Annotated in this window: 20 protein-coding genes; 12 read left to right on the forward strand and 8 right to left on the reverse strand. The window is 72.0% G+C overall.

What is annotated here, in order from left to right; all coding sequences use genetic code 11:
* The 10 genes from ACFDTC_RS01265 to ACFDTC_RS01310 form a co-directional block, all read left to right on the forward strand.
* The coding region (locus tag ACFDTC_RS01265) for a hypothetical protein (RefSeq protein ID WP_375257049.1) at nt 1-1,064 on the forward strand (1,064 nt) is incomplete at its 5' end.
* Between the two features lie 44 nt (nt 1,065-1,108).
* On the forward strand, nt 1,109-2,635 hold the full coding sequence (locus ACFDTC_RS01270; RefSeq protein ID WP_375257050.1) for a tetratricopeptide repeat protein: 1,527 nt from the start codon (nt 1,109-1,111) through the stop codon (nt 2,633-2,635).
* Nucleotides 2,632-3,804, forward strand: a complete 1,173-nt coding sequence (locus tag ACFDTC_RS01275) for a tetratricopeptide repeat protein (RefSeq protein WP_375257051.1) — start codon at nt 2,632-2,634, stop codon at nt 3,802-3,804. The genes ACFDTC_RS01270 and ACFDTC_RS01275 overlap by 4 nt, the downstream gene beginning before the upstream one ends.
* 104 nt (nt 3,805-3,908) lie before the next feature.
* Entirely contained in the window at nt 3,909-4,328 is a 420-nt protein-coding gene (locus tag ACFDTC_RS01280) for a hypothetical protein (RefSeq protein ID WP_375257052.1), read from the forward strand.
* Nucleotides 4,329-4,414: 86 nt separating this feature from the next.
* A complete protein-coding gene (locus ACFDTC_RS01285; protein WP_375257053.1) occupies nt 4,415-5,626 on the forward strand; it encodes a hypothetical protein in 1,212 nt (403 codons plus the stop codon).
* A 58-nt stretch (nt 5,627-5,684) separates the two neighbouring features.
* A complete protein-coding gene (locus tag ACFDTC_RS01290) occupies nt 5,685-6,599 on the forward strand; it encodes a DUF1698 domain-containing protein (protein ID WP_375257054.1) in 915 nt (304 codons plus the stop codon).
* Nucleotides 6,599-7,258, forward strand: coding sequence for a hypothetical protein (locus tag ACFDTC_RS01295; protein WP_375257055.1), 660 nt, complete (start codon nt 6,599-6,601; stop codon nt 7,256-7,258). Before ACFDTC_RS01290 ends, ACFDTC_RS01295 begins: the two co-directional genes overlap by 1 nt.
* A 130-nt stretch (nt 7,259-7,388) precedes the next feature.
* Nucleotides 7,389-9,317, forward strand: coding sequence for a secretin N-terminal domain-containing protein (locus ACFDTC_RS01300; RefSeq protein WP_375257056.1), 1,929 nt, complete (start codon nt 7,389-7,391; stop codon nt 9,315-9,317).
* Nucleotides 9,318-9,354: 37 nt separating this feature from the next.
* Nucleotides 9,355-10,761: a GspE/PulE family protein gene (locus ACFDTC_RS01305; protein ID WP_375257057.1), complete on the forward strand. Its 1,407-nt coding sequence runs from the start codon at nt 9,355-9,357 to the stop codon at nt 10,759-10,761.
* Nucleotides 10,758-11,957 carry a type II secretion system F family protein gene (locus ACFDTC_RS01310; RefSeq protein ID WP_375257058.1) on the forward strand — a complete coding sequence of 400 codons (1,200 nt, stop codon included), beginning with the start codon at nt 10,758-10,760 and terminating at the stop codon, nt 11,955-11,957. Before ACFDTC_RS01305 ends, ACFDTC_RS01310 begins: the two co-directional genes overlap by 4 nt.
* Here the strand turns inward: ACFDTC_RS01310 and ACFDTC_RS01315 are convergent.
* Nucleotides 11,954-12,430, reverse strand: a complete 477-nt coding sequence (locus tag ACFDTC_RS01315; RefSeq protein WP_375257059.1) for a hypothetical protein — start codon at nt 12,428-12,430, stop codon at nt 11,954-11,956. The two genes, ACFDTC_RS01310 and ACFDTC_RS01315, sit on opposite strands and share 4 nt — an antisense overlap.
* Nucleotides 12,431-12,513: 83 nt before the next feature.
* Here ACFDTC_RS01315 and ACFDTC_RS01320 point away from each other — a divergent pair, with 83 nt between their 5' ends.
* Nucleotides 12,514-13,035, forward strand: a complete 522-nt coding sequence (locus tag ACFDTC_RS01320; protein ID WP_375257060.1) for a hypothetical protein — start codon at nt 12,514-12,516, stop codon at nt 13,033-13,035.
* Between the two features lies 1 nt (nt 13,036).
* Here the strand turns inward: ACFDTC_RS01320 and gspM are convergent, their stop codons facing one another.
* The 7 genes from gspM to gspG form a co-directional block, all read right to left on the reverse strand.
* Nucleotides 13,037-13,519, reverse strand: coding sequence for a type II secretion system protein GspM (gspM, locus tag ACFDTC_RS01325; RefSeq protein ID WP_375257061.1), 483 nt, complete (start codon nt 13,517-13,519; stop codon nt 13,037-13,039).
* A gap of 8 nt (nt 13,520-13,527) precedes the next feature.
* Entirely contained in the window at nt 13,528-14,685 is a 1,158-nt protein-coding gene (locus ACFDTC_RS01330; protein ID WP_375257062.1) for a hypothetical protein, read from the reverse strand.
* 86 nt (nt 14,686-14,771) lie between these two features.
* Nucleotides 14,772-15,665 (reverse strand): type II secretion system minor pseudopilin GspK, encoded by an 894-nt coding sequence (gspK, locus tag ACFDTC_RS01335; RefSeq protein WP_375257063.1) that lies wholly within the window; start codon nt 15,663-15,665, stop codon nt 14,772-14,774.
* Nucleotides 15,662-16,303 carry a type II secretion system protein GspJ gene (locus ACFDTC_RS01340; RefSeq protein WP_375257064.1) on the reverse strand — a complete coding sequence of 214 codons (642 nt, stop codon included), beginning with the start codon at nt 16,301-16,303 and terminating at the stop codon, nt 15,662-15,664. Before ACFDTC_RS01340 ends, gspK begins: the two co-directional genes overlap by 4 nt.
* Nucleotides 16,300-16,668, reverse strand: a complete 369-nt coding sequence (locus ACFDTC_RS01345; RefSeq protein WP_375257065.1) for a prepilin-type N-terminal cleavage/methylation domain-containing protein — start codon at nt 16,666-16,668, stop codon at nt 16,300-16,302. Before ACFDTC_RS01345 ends, ACFDTC_RS01340 begins: the two co-directional genes overlap by 4 nt.
* Nucleotides 16,653-17,087, reverse strand: coding sequence for a type II secretion system protein (locus tag ACFDTC_RS01350; protein ID WP_375257066.1), 435 nt, complete (start codon nt 17,085-17,087; stop codon nt 16,653-16,655). Before ACFDTC_RS01350 ends, ACFDTC_RS01345 begins: the two co-directional genes overlap by 16 nt.
* On the reverse strand, nt 17,084-17,545 hold the full coding sequence (gene gspG / locus ACFDTC_RS01355) for a type II secretion system major pseudopilin GspG (RefSeq protein WP_375257067.1): 462 nt from the start codon (nt 17,543-17,545) through the stop codon (nt 17,084-17,086). Before gspG ends, ACFDTC_RS01350 begins: the two co-directional genes overlap by 4 nt.
* Nucleotides 17,546-17,631: 86 nt before the next feature.
* Here gspG and ACFDTC_RS01360 point away from each other — a divergent pair.
* A partial coding sequence (locus ACFDTC_RS01360; RefSeq protein ID WP_375257068.1) for a prepilin peptidase occupies nt 17,632-18,049 on the forward strand: 418 nt, incomplete at its 3' end.

An 18,049-nucleotide genomic window follows, 5' to 3' on the forward strand; every position in this document is an offset into this window, starting at 1 on the left:
CCGTGCAGACGCAATCGCGCCGCTTCAGCGGCATCGCCCGCGGCGCGCGCGACCGGCTGCGCGCGGGGCCGGGCGGGCTGCCCTGCGGCACGGTGTCGGGCTTCGACGTCAGCGGCAACGCGGATTTCGAGGGCGGCATCGGCCAGGGCGCCGGCAGCTTCGGCTCAGACGTGTTCGACTGCGTGAATGGCCGGCGCGCGATCCTCGACGGCGCGTTCACCGTCTCGCGCGACGATACGCTGGGAACGCAGGCGCAACTGCACTTCTCGATGCAGCGGGAACGCTTCGTGTCCGACGATGCACTGCGCGGCTGGTTCTGGGGCGGCTATGTCAGCCGGACCACCGTCACCGACCTCGCCGACGGCGAGATCACCGGCCTCGGCGCGAATGCCGGCTTCTACGGGGCCGAGCGCTTCGGCGGCGGCCTGATGCTCGACTGGTACGCGGCGGGCGCCGCCGGGCGGCACCAGTACCGGCTGACCTTCTCGGACCCCGTCGCCGACATCGAGACCGACGGCCAGTACGGATATGCCGCGCTGTTCGCCGGAATGGCGGTGTCCGGCGAACGTGCATTCGACACCTTCACCCTGCGCCCGCGCGCCGGTCTGGACCTGTCGCACGCACGGGTCGGCGACGCCGATGTCACCGCCTCGCAACTGGCGATCACCGACACGGGCACGATCGACCTGTCGGACTTCACCGGCGGGCGCGTCTTCGCCGAGGTGGCGTTCGAAAGCATCGGCACCGCCGAGGGGGCGGCCCGCTTCACCGAGGCGACGCGCACCATGTTCGCGCCGCGCCTCGCGTGTGAGGGCGATTCGTTCGAGACGGACTGGTCCTGCGGGTTGGGCATGGCGTTCGAGTGGGAGCGGACCGACCCGGTGCACGGCCTGACGCTCGGCGTCGACCTCGACTACGAGCGGATCGACGAGACCGACCGCTTCGCGCTGGGCTTGCGGCACGAACGCCTGCTGGCGCGCGGGGCCGGGTCGGTGGTCACGCGGCTGTCCTTCCCGTCGGCGAGTTCGATGACGGTGGACTATGGTGTCGCCCTGGATTTCTGATGCGCGGGCCGGTGCCGGCCCGATCGCGCCATGAGGATTGCGCCATGACGTTCAGAACCCTCCTCGCCGCGGCGGTGCTTGCCCTTGGGTCGGCGCCGGTCCGTACGCAGGACGCCCTGCCCGACATGGCCGCGCTCGAGGCGGCGCGCGACCGCGGGGATTTCGTCACCGTCCGCGACGGGCTGGAGCGCCTTGTCGAGGCAGAGCCGACGCCGCTTGCGCGCTATCGCCTGGCGCTGCTGCTGATCGAGGGGCGCGGCGGCCCGCGCGACCTGGCCCAAGCCGTTGCGCAGCTGGACGCGGCGGCGCAGGCCGAGCATTTCCCCTCGGCCGTGCTGCTGGCGCGGAGCCTGCTGACCGGCGGGCCTGACACTCCGCGCGAGCCCGCCCGCGCCGTCCGCGCCCTGCGCGGTCCGGCCGAGGCGGGCTATGCCGACGCGCTCTACTACCTCGGCCTGCTTCAGGCGACCGGCGAGGGCGTTTCGCGCGATCCGGAGGAGGCGGCAGCGTCGTTCCGCGCCGCGGCCGAGGACGGCCATCCCGAGGCGCAATTCGAACTGGCCCGCGCCTATCGCGAAGGTCTTGGCGTGGCGCCCGACGGCGAAGCCGCGCTGCGCTGGCTGCGGCGCGCGGCCGAAGGCGGACACGTGCCCGCGCAGGTGTCGCTGGGGCTGACGCTGGACGGGATGAAGCGGACCGGTGAGGCGCTCGACTGGTATCGTCGTGCGGCCGAATCCGGTGCCGTTCTGGCGCAACGCCTTCTCGGGATGCGGTACCTGCAGGGCGACGGCGTCGCGCCGGACGCGGACGAGGGGTTGCGCTGGCTGCAGGCGGCGGCCGCCGCGGGCGACGCCGGCGCGATGAGCAATCTCGGCTGGGCCTTCGCCACCGGCACGGGCGTGGCGCAGGACTATGCGCAGGCGCGCGACTGGTACGGGCGGGCGACGCGGGCGGGGCTCGGCCGCGCCGCGGTCGCGCTGGGTCGCCTGACCGAAGAGGGCCTTGGCGGACCGGCCGATGCGCGGGCGGCCGTGGCGCTCTACCGCGGCGCGCTCGAGGGTGATTCCGGAGCGCTTGCCGCGCAGGCGCTGGGGGGCATGGCGCTGAACGGCACGCTGGGCGTCGACGTGGCGCCGCAACGGGCGGTGCCCTGGGTGGCAGCCGTGCTCGACCAGCGCCCGGAGAAGGCCGAGGCCTGGCTGCGCGACCGCGCGGCGCAGGACGACCCCGCCGCGGCCGAGGCGCTGGCACTCTGGCTGCTGAGCGAACCGGCGGAGGACGGTGCGCAGGACGGCGTGGCGCTGCTGAAGGCGGCCGCGCAGGCTGGACGCGTCGATGCCCAGATGCGGCTGGCCGAGCTGTCGGCCACGGGCGCGCAGGGTCTGCCGCTGGACTACGAGGCGGCGCATGCCTGGTACAACATCGCAGCAACTCTGGGCGCGACCGAGGCCGCCGGTCGCCGCGACGCGCTCAACGCGCTGATGACGCCGGAACAGATCGCGGCCGCGCAGGCGCGCGCGCGCGCCTGGTTCGCGGCGGAAAAGGCGCCCGGCGCCATCGACCGGCCATGAAACGCGCCGCCTGCCTTCTGGTCCTGCTTCTGTCCGCGGTGCCGGCGCTGGCCGACACGCCGGTCGAGAGCTTGCGCACGGCCGCCGAGGGCGGCGACATGGAGGCCGCACTGGCGCTGGCCGAGCGCTACGCCTCGGGCGATGGCGTGCTGCAGAACCACGCACGCGCCGCGCAATGGTACGCGATCGTGGCCTGGGCAGGGGATGCGACCGCGGCGAACCGGCTGGGGCGGCTCTACCACGCGGGGCTGGGCGTTCCGCGCGACGCAAGGCAGGCGATCGCCTTGCTGGACCGCGCGGCCGAAAGTGGCGAGGCCGAGTTCCTGCACGACCTGGCGCTGGTGCTCGAGGCCGAGCAGCCCACGCCCGACGCGCTGACGCGCGCCGCCGATCTGCATCGACGGGCCGCCGAGCTGGGCCACGCGGACGCGGCCGTCAGCCTCGGCGTCCTCTACCAGAACGGGACCGGCGTGCCGCGCGATCCGGCCCGCGCGGCCGAGCTCTACCGCGCGCCGGCCGAGGCGGGGCATCCCCGGGCGCAGAACAACCTCGGCTCGCTCTACGTGCGCGGCGACGGGGTCGCACAGGATTACGACCGCGCGGCAGCGCTGTTCGCCGCCGCTGCCGCGCAGGGCCTTCCGGGTGCGCTGACCAACCTGGGCACGATGTACGAAAACGGCTTCGGCGTGCCGCTGGACGAGGCGCGGGCTGCGGCGCTGTACCGGCAGGCGGCCGAGGGCCGGCCCGACGCGATGCGGCCGCTCTACGATCCGCGCCTGGCCGCGATGCCCGAGGATGCCGAGACCCTCGCCGCGCTGGACCGCGCCGCCGAGGCCGGCGATCCGGTGGCCGAGTTCCAGCTGGCCTATCGCCTCGCCCTCACCGACACGCCGCAGGAGCTGCGCCGCGCAGCGGACCTGTTCGAGCGCGCCGCGCGGGCCGGCCACGGCCCGGCGATGGCGAACCTCGCGCTGCTGTACCGGCGCGGGGCGGGCGTGCCGCAGGATTACGTGCTGGCGCAGGCCTGGCTGTCGCTGGCGGCCAGCTCCGGCTTCGTCGCCGCCGCCGCCACGGGCGCCGATTGGCCTGCCACGATGACCCCGGACCAGTTGGCCGAGGCGCAGGCCCTGGCCGAAACCTTGTGGCAAGAGTTGCAAAGCCGCCGATGACACCGAAAAAAACGCCATTCGAAGAACATGGAATGTTTCGTGAAAACCGGAATGCGGTGTATTGCGGTGGGGGTATTCCGCATCGCGTCGCCGGGGAGGGCAACATGCGCAACGTGATCCGTCTGGCCATCGCGGCCGGGGCGTCGCTCTGGATGACGCAGGCCGCGCTGGCGGCCGACCCGGTCGAGCAGCACAATTCGACCGCGCTGTGGTTCGTCAACTGGTTCGGGCTCGAGAACGCGATCCTGCGCGTGAACGCCCCCGACGGCCGCCTGCACGAGGTCGCGGCGACCAGCGGTACCCCGGTCTTCGAACTGCCCCGGTCCGACGCTCCGGACGGCGTCTATCGCTACGAACTGACGGCCGCCACCGACGAACGCGAGGCGATCGTGAACCCGATCGACAACGGACGCGGCGACGCGGCGAACGACAGCGTGGCCAAGCCTTTCTACCGCACCGGCCATTTCACCGTTTCGCGCGGCGTCATCGTCGTGCCCGAGGACATTGAAGAAGACGCGAATTGACGAGGACGCCCGCGGCGCCGCTCAGAAAGGACAGAAGCATGATGATCACCGGTAGACGCGCCCTTGGGGGAACCGCCCTTGCGGCCATGATCGGCCTATCCGCGCCGGCCTCGGCGCAGCAGGTCTTTCCCGGCGACGTCGTCATCCAGAGCAGCCTTTGCGTCGGCTTCGACTGCACGTCGGGCGAGAACTTCGGCTTCGACACGCTGCGCCTGAAAGAGAACAACCTCAGGATCCATTTCGACGACACGTCGTCCAGCGGCTCGTTCCCGTCCACCGACTGGCGGATCTCGATCAACGACACGACCAACGGCGGGGCGAGCTATTTCCGCGTCACCGACGTCTCGAGCGCGCGCGACATCTTCACCATCGGCAACGCGGCGCCCAGCAACTCGCTCGTGGTCGAGCAGTCGACCGGCGACATCGGCCTCGGCACCGCCGCTCCGGTGGTCGAGCTGCACGTCGCTGACGGCGACTCGCCCGCGCTGCGGCTGGAGCAGAACGGCTCGTCCGGGTTCACGCCGCAGGTCTGGGACGTCGCCGGCAACGAGACGAACTTCTTCGTGCGGGACGTGACCAACGGCTCAAAGCTGCCGTTCCGGATCCGGCCGGGCGCGCCGAGCGACGCGCTTTACATCGACACCACCGGCGAGATCGGCTTCGGCACGAATTCGCCCTCGGCCCCGATGCACATGGTCGCCGAGGGCGGCCAGATGAAGCTGTTCGAGCCCGAGCGGCCGGCGATCCAGGTGACCGGCGAGACAGGCGATGCCGGCATCCTGATCGAGGAGACCAACGGCACCGCCACGGCGCGCGGGCTTCTGCACCTGCGTAACAACGGTCGCGTCTTCTTCGGGATGGAGGATTCCACCATCACCGAAGGGCCGTATAGCGGCCGCATCTGGAACATGCAGAACTCTGGCGGCAGCTACACGATCACCACGGCGCCGGGCGGCACGAACAGCGTCGAATTCTCGCTCAGCCCGCAAGGCGACCTGTCGATCGCGGGCAACTTCATCTCGGGGGCGACCACGCTGAACGTGCCCGACTACGTCTTCGCGCCCGAGTACCGGTTGCGCCCGCTGGCCGAGCTGCGCGCCTTCATCGAGGCAAACAGCCACCTGCCGGACGTGCCCTCGGCGGCGCAGGTCGGGCAGGAGGGGCTCAACCTCGGCGAGATGCAGATGACGCTGCTGCGCAAGATCGAGGAACTGACGCTCTACACCCTCGAACAGGACGAGCGCATCGCCGCGCTGAACGCGCAGCTGGCGACGATGAGCTCCGACGACGCACGCTGAAGGAAGACCCGATGAAGGCAGTCCCGACCGCCGCACGCGGGCCAGCGGCCTGCCCGGCATGAGCGATCCGCGCGTCCTGACGCTTGCCGAGACCTATACCGCGCAGGTTGCCCTCCTGCGCGACCGGTTGCAGAGCGCCTACGACGCGCATTGCGCGATCGAGAGCGACGCTCAGCGGGCAAAGGCCGAGGCGCTGCTGGCCCGCATCGGCACCGACGACTGGCGGGGCGAGGGCTATGCCAGCCCCGAGAACCAGCGCGATTTGTCGATCCGCTTCCACTGGGGGCACGACCACCGCTTTGCGCCGGACCTTGCCGTCCAGGGCAAGATGGCCGACCGGCACGTCGATCTGATGGCGCAGTTCATCACCGGCTTCGGGCTGGACGAGGGGATGTTCGCGGCCAAGTCGGTGCTCGACGTCGGCTGCTGGACGGGCGGCACGACGCTGATGCTGAAAACCCTCGGCGCGGGTCGAATCCTCGCCGTCGAGGAAGTGCGCAAATACGCCGAAACCGCCCATGCTCTGGTGCACGACCTCTACGGGCACGCCGATGTCCGGGCCGAGGCACGGTCGCTCTTCGCGCTGACCGAGGGCACGTTCGACGCGGTATACTTCCCCGGCGTCGTCTATCACCTTTCGGACCCGGTGCTGGGTCTGCGGCGCCTGTTCAACCGGCTGCACGACGGCGGTGAGATCCTGGTCGAAAGTGCCGGCATCGACGATCCGCGGCCGATCTGCCTGTTCAAGGGCAACCGCGAGCATCACGGCGGCACCGCTGAGCAGATGAACCGCAGCGGCTGGGCCTGGTTCTGGCCATCGCCGGCGTGCCTGGCGTCGTGGCTGGACGAGGCCGGCTTCGAGGACGTGCGCGTCTTCCTGTCGCCGACCGGCCAGCGCGTCTACGGCCACGCGCGGCGCCGCGGCCACCGCGAGATCACGCGCGCCGGCTTGTCCGTGCCCGACATCGACTGATGGCGCTGATCAGCCATTCGCGCGGCTTCGTGTTCATCAAGGTGCCGAAGACCGCCGGCACCAGCATCGAGGCGGACCTCGCGCCGCTGATGGGGCCGGAAGACGTGGTGACGCCGATCATCCCGACGGTGCCGGGGCATGAGCCCCGCAACCACCTGGACGCGAACGGAAAAGCCGCCTTCTTCAACCACATGCCGGCGAAAGCGATCCGCGACCGCATCGGCGCCGAGCGGTTCGCCGCGATGACCGTCTTCTGCGTCGAGCGCGAACCGGTCGAGAAATGCATCAGCCAGTACCACATGCTGCAGAACTCGGCCCTGCACAACGAAGACGGCCGCAACACCATGTCGTGGGACGAGTATTGCGAGGTCGGCAATTTCCCGGTGAGCCACGGACTCTACTCGGAATGGCGGGACGGCGCGCCGCGACTGATGGCCGACCACGTGCTGCGCTACGACCGGCTGGCGCGGGATCTGCCGGCGCTTCTGGCCGATCTCGGCCTGCCGGGCTTCAGGCTGACGTCGCGGGCCAAGGCGGAATACTCGACCCGCGTTCTCGTTCGGCCGCAGGACGTCACGCCCCGGCAGCGCCGGGCCATCTACGACGCCTTCGCGCAGACGCTGGCAGTCACGGGACTGGACTGGGACGCCCCGGCGTAAGCCCGCGCGTGCGATAAAAGTCCTGTCTTTGATGCGTCTTTCCGACTAGAATCACCGGCAACAACAAGAATGGCGCAGCCGCGCCCGGTCGAGCATGAGCACAGGTATCACAATGTCCTCCGCATCGCGGTTGGCCCGCGCCGCTTTCCTCGCGATGGCCCTGTGCCTCGCCGGCGGTCTTGGCATGCCGGGCGCCTCGGCGCAGGTTTCGCTGGATCTGCGCGACGCGGCGCTGCGCAGCTTCGTCGAGATCGTGTCCGCGGCCACCGGGCGGCGCTTCGTCGTGGACTCGGACGTGCGCGGCACGGTCACGGTGCTGGCGCCCGACACGCTGACGCCGGACGAGCTTTACGAGGTCTTCCTTGCCGTGCTCGAACTCAACCGCCTGACGGTGATCGAGGGCGCGGGCGCTGACCGGATCGTGCCGCTCGCCGATGCGCGGGAATTGTCCTCGGGCCAACGCGCGGGCCTTCCCGCGGGGTTCGAGACGCGGGTGATCCCGGTGCGCAACCTGCCGCTGTCCGAGGTGGTCGAGGTGGTGCGCCCGCTGCTGCCGGCCGAGGCGGTGCTGACGCCGCTGCCCGGCTCGGACCTGCTGGTGCTGTCCGACCGCGCGTCCAACCACGCCCGGATCGAGGCGTTGATCCAGCGGCTGGACCAGCCGCGGCGCGGCGCGCCGGTCGAGATCCTGCGCCTGTCCAACGCCTCGGCCGCCGAGGTGGCGCAGGTGGTGCAGTCGCTCGATCTGGTGAACGAGGAAGGCGCCGCGATCACCGTCGACCGGCGGTCCAACGCGCTTCTGGTCGCGGGGTCCGAGGCGCTGCGCACCCGCGTGCGCCTGCTGGTGGCGGAACTCGACACCCGCAACGACACGGTCAACACGCGCGCGGTTGCGGTCAATTACGCCGACGCCGCGTCGATCGCCGACGTCGTCCTGCGCACGCTCAACGACGAGACCGCGCCCGAGGGCCGCGCGCCGATCCGCATCGTGCCCGAGCCGCAGACCAACACGTTGCTCATCTCGGCCCCGCAGGAACGCATGACCGAGGTCGTGAGCATGATCCAGCATCTCGACCGCCGCCCGACCCAGGTGCTGGTCGAGGCGGTGATCTTCGAGATGTCGGTCGAGGGGCTGTCGGACCTGTCCACCCAGTTCGGCGCCGTGCTGAACGACGCGCTGATGGGCGGCGTGCAGTTCGCGCTGCCGGGTCGGACCAGCCTGATCAACCTTGTCTCCTCGGTCGCCAATGACGGCACGGCCGACACCGGGCCGGCCGGGTTCATCGGCGGGGCGAGCGCCAGCGACGGCGACGGCATCGTCGGACTGATCACCGCGATCGCCAGCGTGAACACCACGCGCCTGCTGTCGACCCCGTCGATCCTGACGCTCAACAACCAGGAGGCCGAGATCGTCGTGGCGCAGAACGTGCCCTTCGTCACCGGCGCCTATTCCACCGTCGGCGAAAGCGCGGTCGAGAACCCCTTCCAGACGATCGAGCGGCAGGACGTGGGCCTGACCCTGACCGTGCTGCCACAGATCAACGCCGACCGCACCGTGCGTCTCGCGATCGAGCAGGAGGTGTCGAACCTCACCAACGCGACGTCGAGCGCCGGTGGCGAGATCACCGCCCGGCGCAAGCTGACGACGACCGCGCTGGTGCGCGACGGCAGCGTCATCATGCTCGGCGGTCTGCTGGAAAACGGCTCGGGCGCGGTGCGGCAGGAGGTGCCGGGCCTGTCCAAGCTGCCGGTGCTGGGCCGGCTGTTCCAGGGTCGCAACGCGACGCGCAACCAGCGCGTGCTGCTGGTCCTGCTGCGGCCCAAGGTCATTTCCAGCGATGCCGAGGCCGAGCGTCTGACCCGCCAGATCGCGGCCAAGACCGCCGATGCCAGCGCTTCCATCCGGCCCCTCGATGAGGGAGGATGGCCCCGCGCGCAGACCGGCGCGTTGCCCTTCGACGGGGCGGACCTGAACCAACCCTTCGACGCGGGATTCATCGACGATGTCGCGCAGAGCCGGAACTTCCCCCCGCTCCCCAGCCGGCTTCGCTTCGACTGACGCGCGGCTGCCCTTCGCGCTGGCGCGCGACACGCAGGTGATCCTGGACGGCGACGCCGTGATCGCTGGCCCCGATGCCGCGATGATTGGCCTGATCGAGGCGCAGCGCCGGCTGGGGCTCGTTGCGCCACAGGTGACCCGCGCCGAGCGCGCCGCGTTCGAGGCCGCGCTGGCGCGCGTCTACCATGCCGGCGCCGAGAGCGGCGAAGCCGAGGCGCTGAGCTTCGACCTCGAGGAAGCCGCCTTCGCCCGGCGGCACCGCGACCTTCTGGACGAACCCGGCGACGCGCCGGTCATCCAGCTGGTCAACCGCCTGCTGCGTCGCGCGGTGCAGGCGGGCGCCTCGGACCTGCATGTCGAACCGCACGAGAACGGGCTGCGCGCGCGGATGCGCGTCGACGGCTTCCTGCAGGAGATCATGGACCGCCCCGACGTGCCCGTCCGCCGCGTCGTGTCGCGGCTGAAGGTCATGGCCGGGCTCGACATCGCCGAGACGCGGCTGCCGCAGGACGGGCGCATCCCGCTCAGCCTGGGCGGCAAGGTGATCGACACGCGCGTCAGCGCGCTGCCGGGACATTACGGCGAACGGGTCGTGCTGCGGATCCTCGACCGGACGGCGGGGCTGATGCCGCTGGGCGATCTCGGCCTCAGCGATGCGCAGCAGGCGTTGCTGCGGCGGTTGTCGGCGCTGCCCAACGGCATCATCCTTGCCACCGGGCCGACGGGGGCGGGCAAGACCACGACGCTTTATTCCCTGCTGTCGCTCGCCGACCAGACGACGCGCAACATCGTCACGGTCGAGGACCCTATCGAGTACGACCTGCCCGGCGTCTCGCAAAGCCAGATCAACGCCGAGATCGGCATGACCTTCGCCGCCGGGCTGCGCGCCACCCTGCGGCAGGACCCCGACGTGATCCTGGTGGGCGAGATCCGCGACCGCGAAACCGCCGGCACGGCCGCGCAGGCCGCGCTGACCGGGCATCTGGTGTTCTCGTCGCTGCATGCCAATTCCTCGGTCGGCGCGGTGGTGCGCCTGCGCGACCTGGGGGTCGAAAATTACCTGATCGCGGCCACCTTGCGCGGCGTTATCGCCCAGCGGCTCGTGCGGCGTCTGTGCCCTGATTGCTGCACCGCGCGCCCGGTTGCCGGGGACGAGGCCGCGCTGTTCCGGCGCCACGACATCGCGGCTCCCGAGGTCCTGCACGACGCGGCGGGATGCGACGCCTGCCACGGCACCGGCTATGCCGGGCGGCTTGGCCTGTTCGAGATGATCGAGATCGGCGAGACGCTGCGCACCGCGATCGAACAGGGCGCACCCGAGGCGACGATGAAGGCACAGGCGCTGGCCGGGCGCGAGACGCTGTTCGGCCAGGGCCTCGCCGCGGCGGCCGAGGGGCGCACCAGCCTAGCGGAAACCCTGCGCGTCGTCGGCGACAGCGCGTGAAGGCCTACGCCTACACCGCCTATACCGGCGAGGGCCGGCGCCGGACCGGCACGCTGGTGGCCGAGACCGAGGCCGATGCCGGCGCGCAGCTCGACCGGATGGGCCTGCACGTGGCGAGCCTGTCGCCCGCGCGCGAGGCCCGCGCCCGGCGGCGCAAGGGACGCCTTGGCCCCGACCTGCAGGCGGTCTTCACCCGGCAGATGGCCGTGCTGCTGGCCGCCGACCTGCCGGTCGAGACCGCGCTCGACGCCGCGCGCGCGGGCGGGCATCCGGCGCTCGACGCCACCGCGTCCGAGGCGCGCGCGGCCCTGATGGACGGGCGCGCGCTGTGGCAGGCGCTGGCCGACGCGGGCGGAGGCTTTCCGCCCTACTACGTCGCCGCCGTGCGCGCGGGCGAAGGCGCCGGCCGTCTGGCCGAGGTCTTCGCCGAGCTTGCCGATCACCTCGAGACCCAAGGCACGGACCGCGCGCAGATCGCCACGGCGCTGGTCTACCCGGCCTTTGTCGCGGCCGTCGCGCTGCTGGTCTGCGGCATCCTCATGGTGTCGGTCGCGCCCGAGATCGTCGGCCTCTACCAGATGTCGGACCGGCCCTTGCCTGCGCTGACCCGGGTGATCCTGGGTCTGTCGGACGCCATCCGCGGTAACTGGGTCGCGATCGCGATCGGCTTCTTGGCGCTCGGGGTCTTCGCGCTGGCCGTGCCGCGTGTGCCTGCGCTGCGCGCCTGGCGCGACCGGATCCTGCTTGCTCTGCCGGTGGCGGGCGGGCTGCTGCGCCTGCGTTCCGCGGTGCAGTACATGCGCACGCTGGCGCTGGTGCTCGGCTCGCGCCACGCGGTGCTTGCGGCGGTGGACAGCGCGGTCGACGTGCTGGACGTGGCACAGTTCCGCGCCGAGGGCGAAGCCGCGGCCACCGCCGTTCGGCAGGGCGAAAGCCTCGCCTCGGCACTGGGGCAGGTGCGCTTCCTGCCGCCCGTGGCGCGCCAGCTGATCGCCGCCGGCGAGGCGTCGAGCCGCGTGGCGCAGATGACCGACCGCGCCGCCACGCTGGTCGAGCATCGACTGACCATGCAGCGCCGGCGCATCGCCGCGCTGATCGAACCCGCGCTGATGATGCTGGTGGGCGGCCTCGTGCTGGTGATCGTGCTGGCGGTGCTGCTGCCGATCTTCGATCTGCAGGCAGTGGTCGCGGGCTAGGGGTCTTCGGGAAAGCCCAGATGCTCGGGTGGGTTGTCGTCGCGCGACAGCCACAACCCGGACTCGTCGATCCGCACGATCACCACGCCTTCGTCCAGCGCATCGCCCACGCGCATCAAACGCTCTCCGGTCGGGTGGCCGACGATCGCCCAGGTGGCTCCGCCGGCGCGCACCACGCCGTTCAGCCGGTAACCCAGCGAGTCGAGCGGCGGCAGCGGCGGGCGCGGCGGCTGTGGTTCGACGACCGGGGCTGGCGGTTGCGGCGGTGCGGGCGGCTCGGGCTCGCCGAACATCGGCGGCCAGGGCTGTGCGGGGCGCGGCGGCACCGGTTGCGGCACGCGCGCCGGATCGACCGTGGCGCGCGCGACCGGCGCGGCCTCGGGTTGGGCCTGCAGCACGCGCCACAGCACGACACCCGACCAACCGGCCGCGCCCAAGGCAAGCACCAGTGCCACAGCCGCGATCAAACGCATCCCGTCCCCCCTGCACCGCGATGGACCGGTACCCGCACGGGTGGTAGCGTGTCACCGAGCAAACGAGAAGAAACGGGCATCCGATGCAGGCATTTTTCTTGGCACGCCTTGGCGCGGCCGGCGTTCTGCTGGCGGTGCTGGGCAGTTGCGGCGGCACCTCCGGAGGCGGCGCAGGCGGCAGCGGGTTCGAAAACCGCTATGCCGTGGCGCGCAACGCGCTCGAGACCGGGCAGTACGACCGCGCGCGGCGAACCTATCTCGACCTGATCGACGAGGCCGGCCCGCTGGCGCCCCGGATGCGGCTGGAATACGCGCATGCCGAGCTGCGGGCCGAGAACTTCGCCCGCGCGGCGCAGATTTCCGGCGAGCTGGCGCAGACGCAGCAGGGCGCGGCCCGCGGCGCCGCGCTGTCGGTGCGCGGAACGGCGCAGCACGAACTGGGCGTCGCCCTTTTGGCCGAGGGCCGGACCGACGCCGCCGTCGCGCAATTGCGTGCGGCCCAGGCGGCGCTGGCCGAGGTGATCGGCTCGTATCCCGACCTCGACCCGCTGGGATCGATGGCCGGGCGCCACGCCGCGATCGGCGCGCGGCTGGCGCGGCTTTGACCTAACCCGCATCGGGCACCAACCGGATGCGGGCCGCGACCATGCCCGACGTTTCTGTCGCGTCCAGGCGCAGCATCTCGAACCGGTATCCCCAGCCTGGATGCACGCCCGATAGCCACGCGGCGAGGCGCGTGAAATCCACGGAACCGAAGCCCAGATCGACCGCCCCGTCGCCATCGGCGCCCAGCGTGGTGACGGACTCGCGCAGCCGCGCCGCAATCAGGCTGCGCTCGATCGCGGCCGAGCCGACCGGCGCGCGGGGTGCGGCGGTTTCCAGCTGCGACAGCGCGCGGAATTCGGCGGCGCGGGCCTCGACCCAGCCGGCGAGGGCGACGCTTTGCTCCAGACGGGCCGCGGTCTCGACGCGGCGCTCGTGCAGCGGCAGAAGCACGCCGGCGACCAGCGCCAGGGGCAGGACGAGCATCAGCAGGACGGCCAACAGCCGACGCTCGCGCGGGTTTCGGCGAGCCAGCGCGTCGATCATTGCCCCGGTCATCGCGCGTCCTCGGCAGATTGCAGAAGGAACTCGGCGCGTACGGTCGTCGCGTCCTCGGCGGCGCGCTGCTCGACCAGCGACGGCGCGAACCCCGCGGCGCGAAGGTCCTCCGAAAGGCGCTCGACCCCGCCGAAATCCGCCAGCCGCACGATCAGGCGCAGCCCCTCGCCCTCGCGGAACAGCAGTGTTTCCGGCCGTGCGCCGTCGCCAGCCAGAACGGTCGCCACGTCGCGCGCCATGTCCAGCGGATCGGGCGCGGCGTCGGCCGGGCGCGCCGCGTCCTGCCGTGCGTCCAGCGCCCGCGTCGCCTGTGTCCGGATGTCGAGGATCGGGCCCGTGGGGATCAGCCCGTCGCGGAGGGTCTCGGTCATGTGCCGCTCGACCAACGCGATGCGCATCTCGGCCCGGTCGATCGCGACCAGTTGCGCCGCGGACCAGAGCACGGCAGCTAGACCGGCCGCGAGCGCGGGCCAGATCCACGGCCGCCATGCACGGGCGATGCGCTCGCGCATGGCGGCCGGGTTGTGGCGCAGGTCGCAGGCAAGCTCGTCATGCGCGAAAGCCCTCGGCGTGGGCAGGTCGCGGGGCGCGAAATCCGCCGCGTCGTGCAGCACCGGCAAACCGGATGCCTCCAGCCATCGCGCGACGGGTCCGTCCATATCCGGCGGCGCAAGTACGGCCTGCGGCTTCGGTCCGGCCCGAAGCGATGCGTCGAGCATGAGCGCCGCCATGTCGGGCGCCGCGGTGAACCCGTCGCGTGGCCCCAACCGGACGCAGACCGCGTCGGCCCGCGTCTCGATGCTCCAAATGCCATCGGCCGCCGGCAGCGTCAGGTAGTCCGGCAGGACGGCGCGGCAGCGGCGGTCGCGCCACACCGCGGCCTCTGCGGGATCGGCGACGAAGACGCGGGTCCAAGGCGCGTTTTCCGCAAGGGCTGGCCGCAGGAACAGCGCTGCGGGATCGAGCCCGAGGCGATCGCAGACCTTGCGCGTCGCCACCTGCTCGCGCGCATGCCCGCGCAGCCCCGGCGGCAGGTCGAGCGCGATCAGCGGAACCGTCTGTCCCGGCACGACAAGCACGTCGGCGGCCCCGGCCGCGGGATCGTCGATGGGGCGGACCGTGACCTCGGCCGGCACGCGGGACGGGCGTTTCATGCTGCGGATGGCGGCGGATGGATCATCACGGTGCAGGATGTCGCCCTGCGCGGCCGGTTGCAATGGCCGCCTGCGCTGCGGGGCCGTCACGGCCGCGTCTCGATGCGCCACGCCACCGACACCTGGCCGGGCGCGGGCCGGTGCAGCATCGTCCGACGCCTCGTCGCGCGGTCTCCCAGCCTAAGCGTCGCGTGGGCGAGGAACCACGAAGACCCGACCGTCAGACGCGCCGGGTCGATGGTGTCGTCGTCGGAACCAAGGCCGGCCTCTGCCAGAAACGCGTCGACATCCGCGAAGGGATTGCGCGCGCGCCGCTGCAGCAGCTGCGCAGCCCGTGTCGGGGGCATGTCCGGCATGAGGGCCGACAGAACCTGGCCCGGCGCGGTGTTGACGTTCAGCAGGCTGTCGCCCGGCAGCGCGGTCACGTAGGGCTCCAGCCGTTCAAGCGCTTCGGACGACAGGCCCGGAACCTCGCGCAGCTGGTCGATCAGCAGCACGGAACCGCCCACGGGCGCGAGCGGCGGGTCGAGCCGGCGCCAAGCCTCGGGGTCGGAGGCGCCGGGGCGCACGAAGGCGGCGATCCGGTCGCCGGTCGAAGGCGGCAGCCCGAGCGCGGCGACCAACCTGTCAAACGCCGCCCGCATCGCGGTGTCGGCGGGATCGGCCAGCCAGTTGATGTTGAACCGGCCCTGCATGTCCGTGACCGTGCCCGAGACGATGCCGGGATCCAGCGCCAGCCCTTCGGCCGGCGCGGCCCAGAGTTCGCCATCGTGGTCGATGACGGGCGCGTCACCGGCCAGCCGCCGCTGCGCCAGCGCCTCGAACGCGCCGGCCGCCAGCGCCAGCCGGTCGCCGTCGCCGCCGGCCTGAAGCCGCGCGCGTCCCGTCTCGGCCCGGCCCAGCAGCATCAGCGCCGCCGCCGATAGCGCCGCGACGAGCACCAGCGCGTTGACCAGAACGAAGCCGCGCCGCGCCCTCATCGCAGGGCCCGCCTGATGGGCACGTCGCCGATGCCATCGAGCGTCAGAACCACCTCGACCGCGTCGGGCAGGGCACTGGAATAGACCTCGGGGGCCGGCCCGGCGCGGTCGGCGTCGCCGGCGGTGGGCGCTGATGCGCTGTCGAGCGGGGGGCGCGCGCCGTCGATCCAGCCTATCCGCGGCCAGTGCGTGCGCAGCCGCAGGCCGGTCACGTCCCGTGCCACGATCATCGCGTCGTGCCGCGCGCCGGGTTCGGCGGGTATCAACGAGGGCCAAGCGGCGCGCACCAGCACGCCGCCGTCCAGCCGATATTCGACCCGGTGCAGTGCGGCTTCGGTGCCGCCCAGCATGGGTTGTCCGGCCGTCGAAAGCGCAAAGCCCGAGGCATCCGCCGTCAGCGCCGAGCGGGGCTGCGCGTCGCCGGGCGGGTAGAACAGCATCGGGATCGCCGCCTGAAGATCCGCGCCGATCTGGCTGGCCGCGCGGTCGAGATTTGCGGCCGCGGCGGCGTGGCGATCCAGCCCGTCCGCCTGCCGAAGCAGCCCGCGCAATGCCTGCGCGCCGAAGGTCGCGACCAGCGCGAACAGCGCCATCGCGACGACCAGCTCGATCAGCGACAGGCCGCGCTGCCGGCTCATCGCGGTAGGCCCGACAGGAACACCACCGCCTGCGCCGCCTCGCCCGACGGGGCGCGCGCGGTGATCGTCGCGCGCACCAGCCCCTCGGCCGTGATCTCCGTCCGCGTGCCGAGCGCGATGTCGAGGGTGCCGAGCGTTTCGACGCCAAGAAGCGCCGGGCCGGTGGCGCCCTGCAGCAGCAGCGTCTCGGCCCGGTTGCGGGCGGCGATCCGGACCAGCACGCGGGGCACCTCGCCCCGGATCGAGACGCGTGCCTGGTCCGTCACGCGGATCGCCGCGACGGTGCCCAGCGCCAGAACGAGGATCGCGACCGCAAGCTCGATCAGCGTCAGGCCGCGGGCGGCCCGGCCTAGCCCGCGCCGCATGCCAGGTCGGCCCAACCGTCGGTGCGGCACTCGATCGCGTCGCCGGAGCCGGTGAATCGCAGGGAAAACGCGCTGGTCTGCCCGGTGGGCAGCAGCACTACCGCCTGTGTGCCGGCGCCCAGCGACGTGCCGCCGGCCAGTACCACGCGGCCGCGCCAGGGTTGCTCCGCCGAATCCGCGCTCCAGCCCTCGGCGCCCTGCCGCAGCAGGCCCAGCCCGCCGGGTCCCGGCACCAGGGCCAGCGCCTGCTGCCCGACCACCGCGCGGTGGCGCGTGTCGGCGAAGACGCGGGCGAAGCGCGCGGCGTCCGAGCCGGCGCCGGCGCGATTGACCACGAGGGTGGCGCCCACGGCCAGCACCGACAGGATCGCCGCGACGACCAGCGTCTCGACCAGAGTGAACCCGGCCTGCGCGGTCATTGCGTCGTCCACGTTCCGGTATCGGCATCGGCGCCCGTGCCGCCCGCGGTCCCGTCGGCGCCGTAGGTGAAGACGTCGAAATCGCCGTGCACGCCGGGCGCGAGGTACTGATAGGGTCGGCCCCACGGGTCGATCGGCAGCCGGTCCATGTAGCCATTCTCGGCCCAGTTGGCGGGCTCGGGCTCGGTCGTCGGCCGCTCGACCAGTGCCGAAAGGCCTTGTTCGGTCGTGGGATAGCGGTAGTTGTCCAGCCGATACAGGTTGACCGCGCTTTCGATGGCGGCGATGTCGGCCTGCGCGCGCGCCATGCGGGCCTGGTCGGGCCGGTCGATCACGCGCGGTACGATGACCAGCGCGAGGACCGACAGGATGACCACGACGACCATCAGTTCGAGCAGGGAAAATCCGGCGTCCGGGCGGCGGCGCGCGGGGATCGGGGCAGAGGTCAGGCGGATCATGCGGGGCTTTCCTGTCGATGCGCGGATGATAGGTCAGCGGCGCGTGCAATGTCCATGATCGCGGATGAAGCGAGGGCGCGTCCGGCATGAACGCGGCGGCGCTTCTGGTCGTGCTGGTGGGGCCGGTCGCGGGGTCGTTCCTCGGCGTGCTTGTCGACCGCCTGCCGCGCGGAGAGGACGTGGTCGCGCGGCCCTCGTCCTGCCGGTCCTGCGGGGCGCGCCTTGGGCCGCTGTCGCTGGTGCCGATCCTGTCGTGGCTCGCCCTGCGCGGACGCTGCGCGTCCTGCGGTGCGCCGATCCCGCCGATGCTGCTGTACCTCGAGATCCTCGGGGCAGGCGCCGGTGTGCTGGCCGTCGCGGCGGGCGGAGGTGTGGCGCAGGTCTGGGCTTCGGCGCTGTTCCTGTGGCTGCTACTGGGCCTCGGCGCCTGCGATGCGCGCTGGTTCCGCCTGCCCGACATGCTGATCGCGGCGCTGGCGGTGCCGGCGGTCTACCTGTCGGCCG

Origin of the sequence: Citreimonas sp. (assembly GCF_042096055.1) — a bacterium.
In the GTDB taxonomy this organism is placed as follows: domain Bacteria; phylum Pseudomonadota; class Alphaproteobacteria; order Rhodobacterales; family Rhodobacteraceae; genus Citreimonas.

What these genes read in the sequence shown, in the direction of transcription:
- ACFDTC_RS01330 (WP_375257062.1), bottom strand. Translation starts at nt 14,685, where the DNA reads ATGAAACGCCCGTCCCGCGTGCCGGCCGAGGTCACGGTCCGCCCCATC.
- gspK (WP_375257063.1), bottom strand. Translation starts at nt 15,665, where the DNA reads ATGAGGGCGCGGCGCGGCTTCGTTCTGGTCAACGCGCTGGTGCTCGTC.
- ACFDTC_RS01320 (WP_375257060.1), top strand. Translation starts at nt 12,514, where the DNA reads ATGCAGGCATTTTTCTTGGCACGCCTTGGCGCGGCCGGCGTTCTGCTG.
- ACFDTC_RS01295 (WP_375257055.1), top strand. Translation starts at nt 6,599, where the DNA reads ATGGCGCTGATCAGCCATTCGCGCGGCTTCGTGTTCATCAAGGTGCCG.
- ACFDTC_RS01285 (WP_375257053.1), top strand. Translation starts at nt 4,415, where the DNA reads ATGATCGGCCTATCCGCGCCGGCCTCGGCGCAGCAGGTCTTTCCCGGC.
- ACFDTC_RS01270 (WP_375257050.1), top strand. Translation starts at nt 1,109, where the DNA reads ATGACGTTCAGAACCCTCCTCGCCGCGGCGGTGCTTGCCCTTGGGTCG.
- ACFDTC_RS01345 (WP_375257065.1), bottom strand. Translation starts at nt 16,668, where the DNA reads ATGCGGCGCGGGCTAGGCCGGGCCGCCCGCGGCCTGACGCTGATCGAG.
- gspG (WP_375257067.1), bottom strand. Translation starts at nt 17,545, where the DNA reads ATGATCCGCCTGACCTCTGCCCCGATCCCCGCGCGCCGCCGCCCGGAC.
- ACFDTC_RS01290 (WP_375257054.1), top strand. Translation starts at nt 5,685, where the DNA reads ATGAGCGATCCGCGCGTCCTGACGCTTGCCGAGACCTATACCGCGCAG.
- ACFDTC_RS01350 (WP_375257066.1), bottom strand. Translation starts at nt 17,087, where the DNA reads ATGACCGCGCAGGCCGGGTTCACTCTGGTCGAGACGCTGGTCGTCGCG.
- ACFDTC_RS01280 (WP_375257052.1), top strand. Translation starts at nt 3,909, where the DNA reads ATGCGCAACGTGATCCGTCTGGCCATCGCGGCCGGGGCGTCGCTCTGG.
- ACFDTC_RS01340 (WP_375257064.1), bottom strand. Translation starts at nt 16,303, where the DNA reads ATGAGCCGGCAGCGCGGCCTGTCGCTGATCGAGCTGGTCGTCGCGATG.
- ACFDTC_RS01315 (WP_375257059.1), bottom strand. Translation starts at nt 12,430, where the DNA reads ATGCGTTTGATCGCGGCTGTGGCACTGGTGCTTGCCTTGGGCGCGGCC.
- gspM (WP_375257061.1), bottom strand. Translation starts at nt 13,519, where the DNA reads ATGATCGACGCGCTGGCTCGCCGAAACCCGCGCGAGCGTCGGCTGTTG.
- ACFDTC_RS01275 (WP_375257051.1), top strand. Translation starts at nt 2,632, where the DNA reads ATGAAACGCGCCGCCTGCCTTCTGGTCCTGCTTCTGTCCGCGGTGCCG.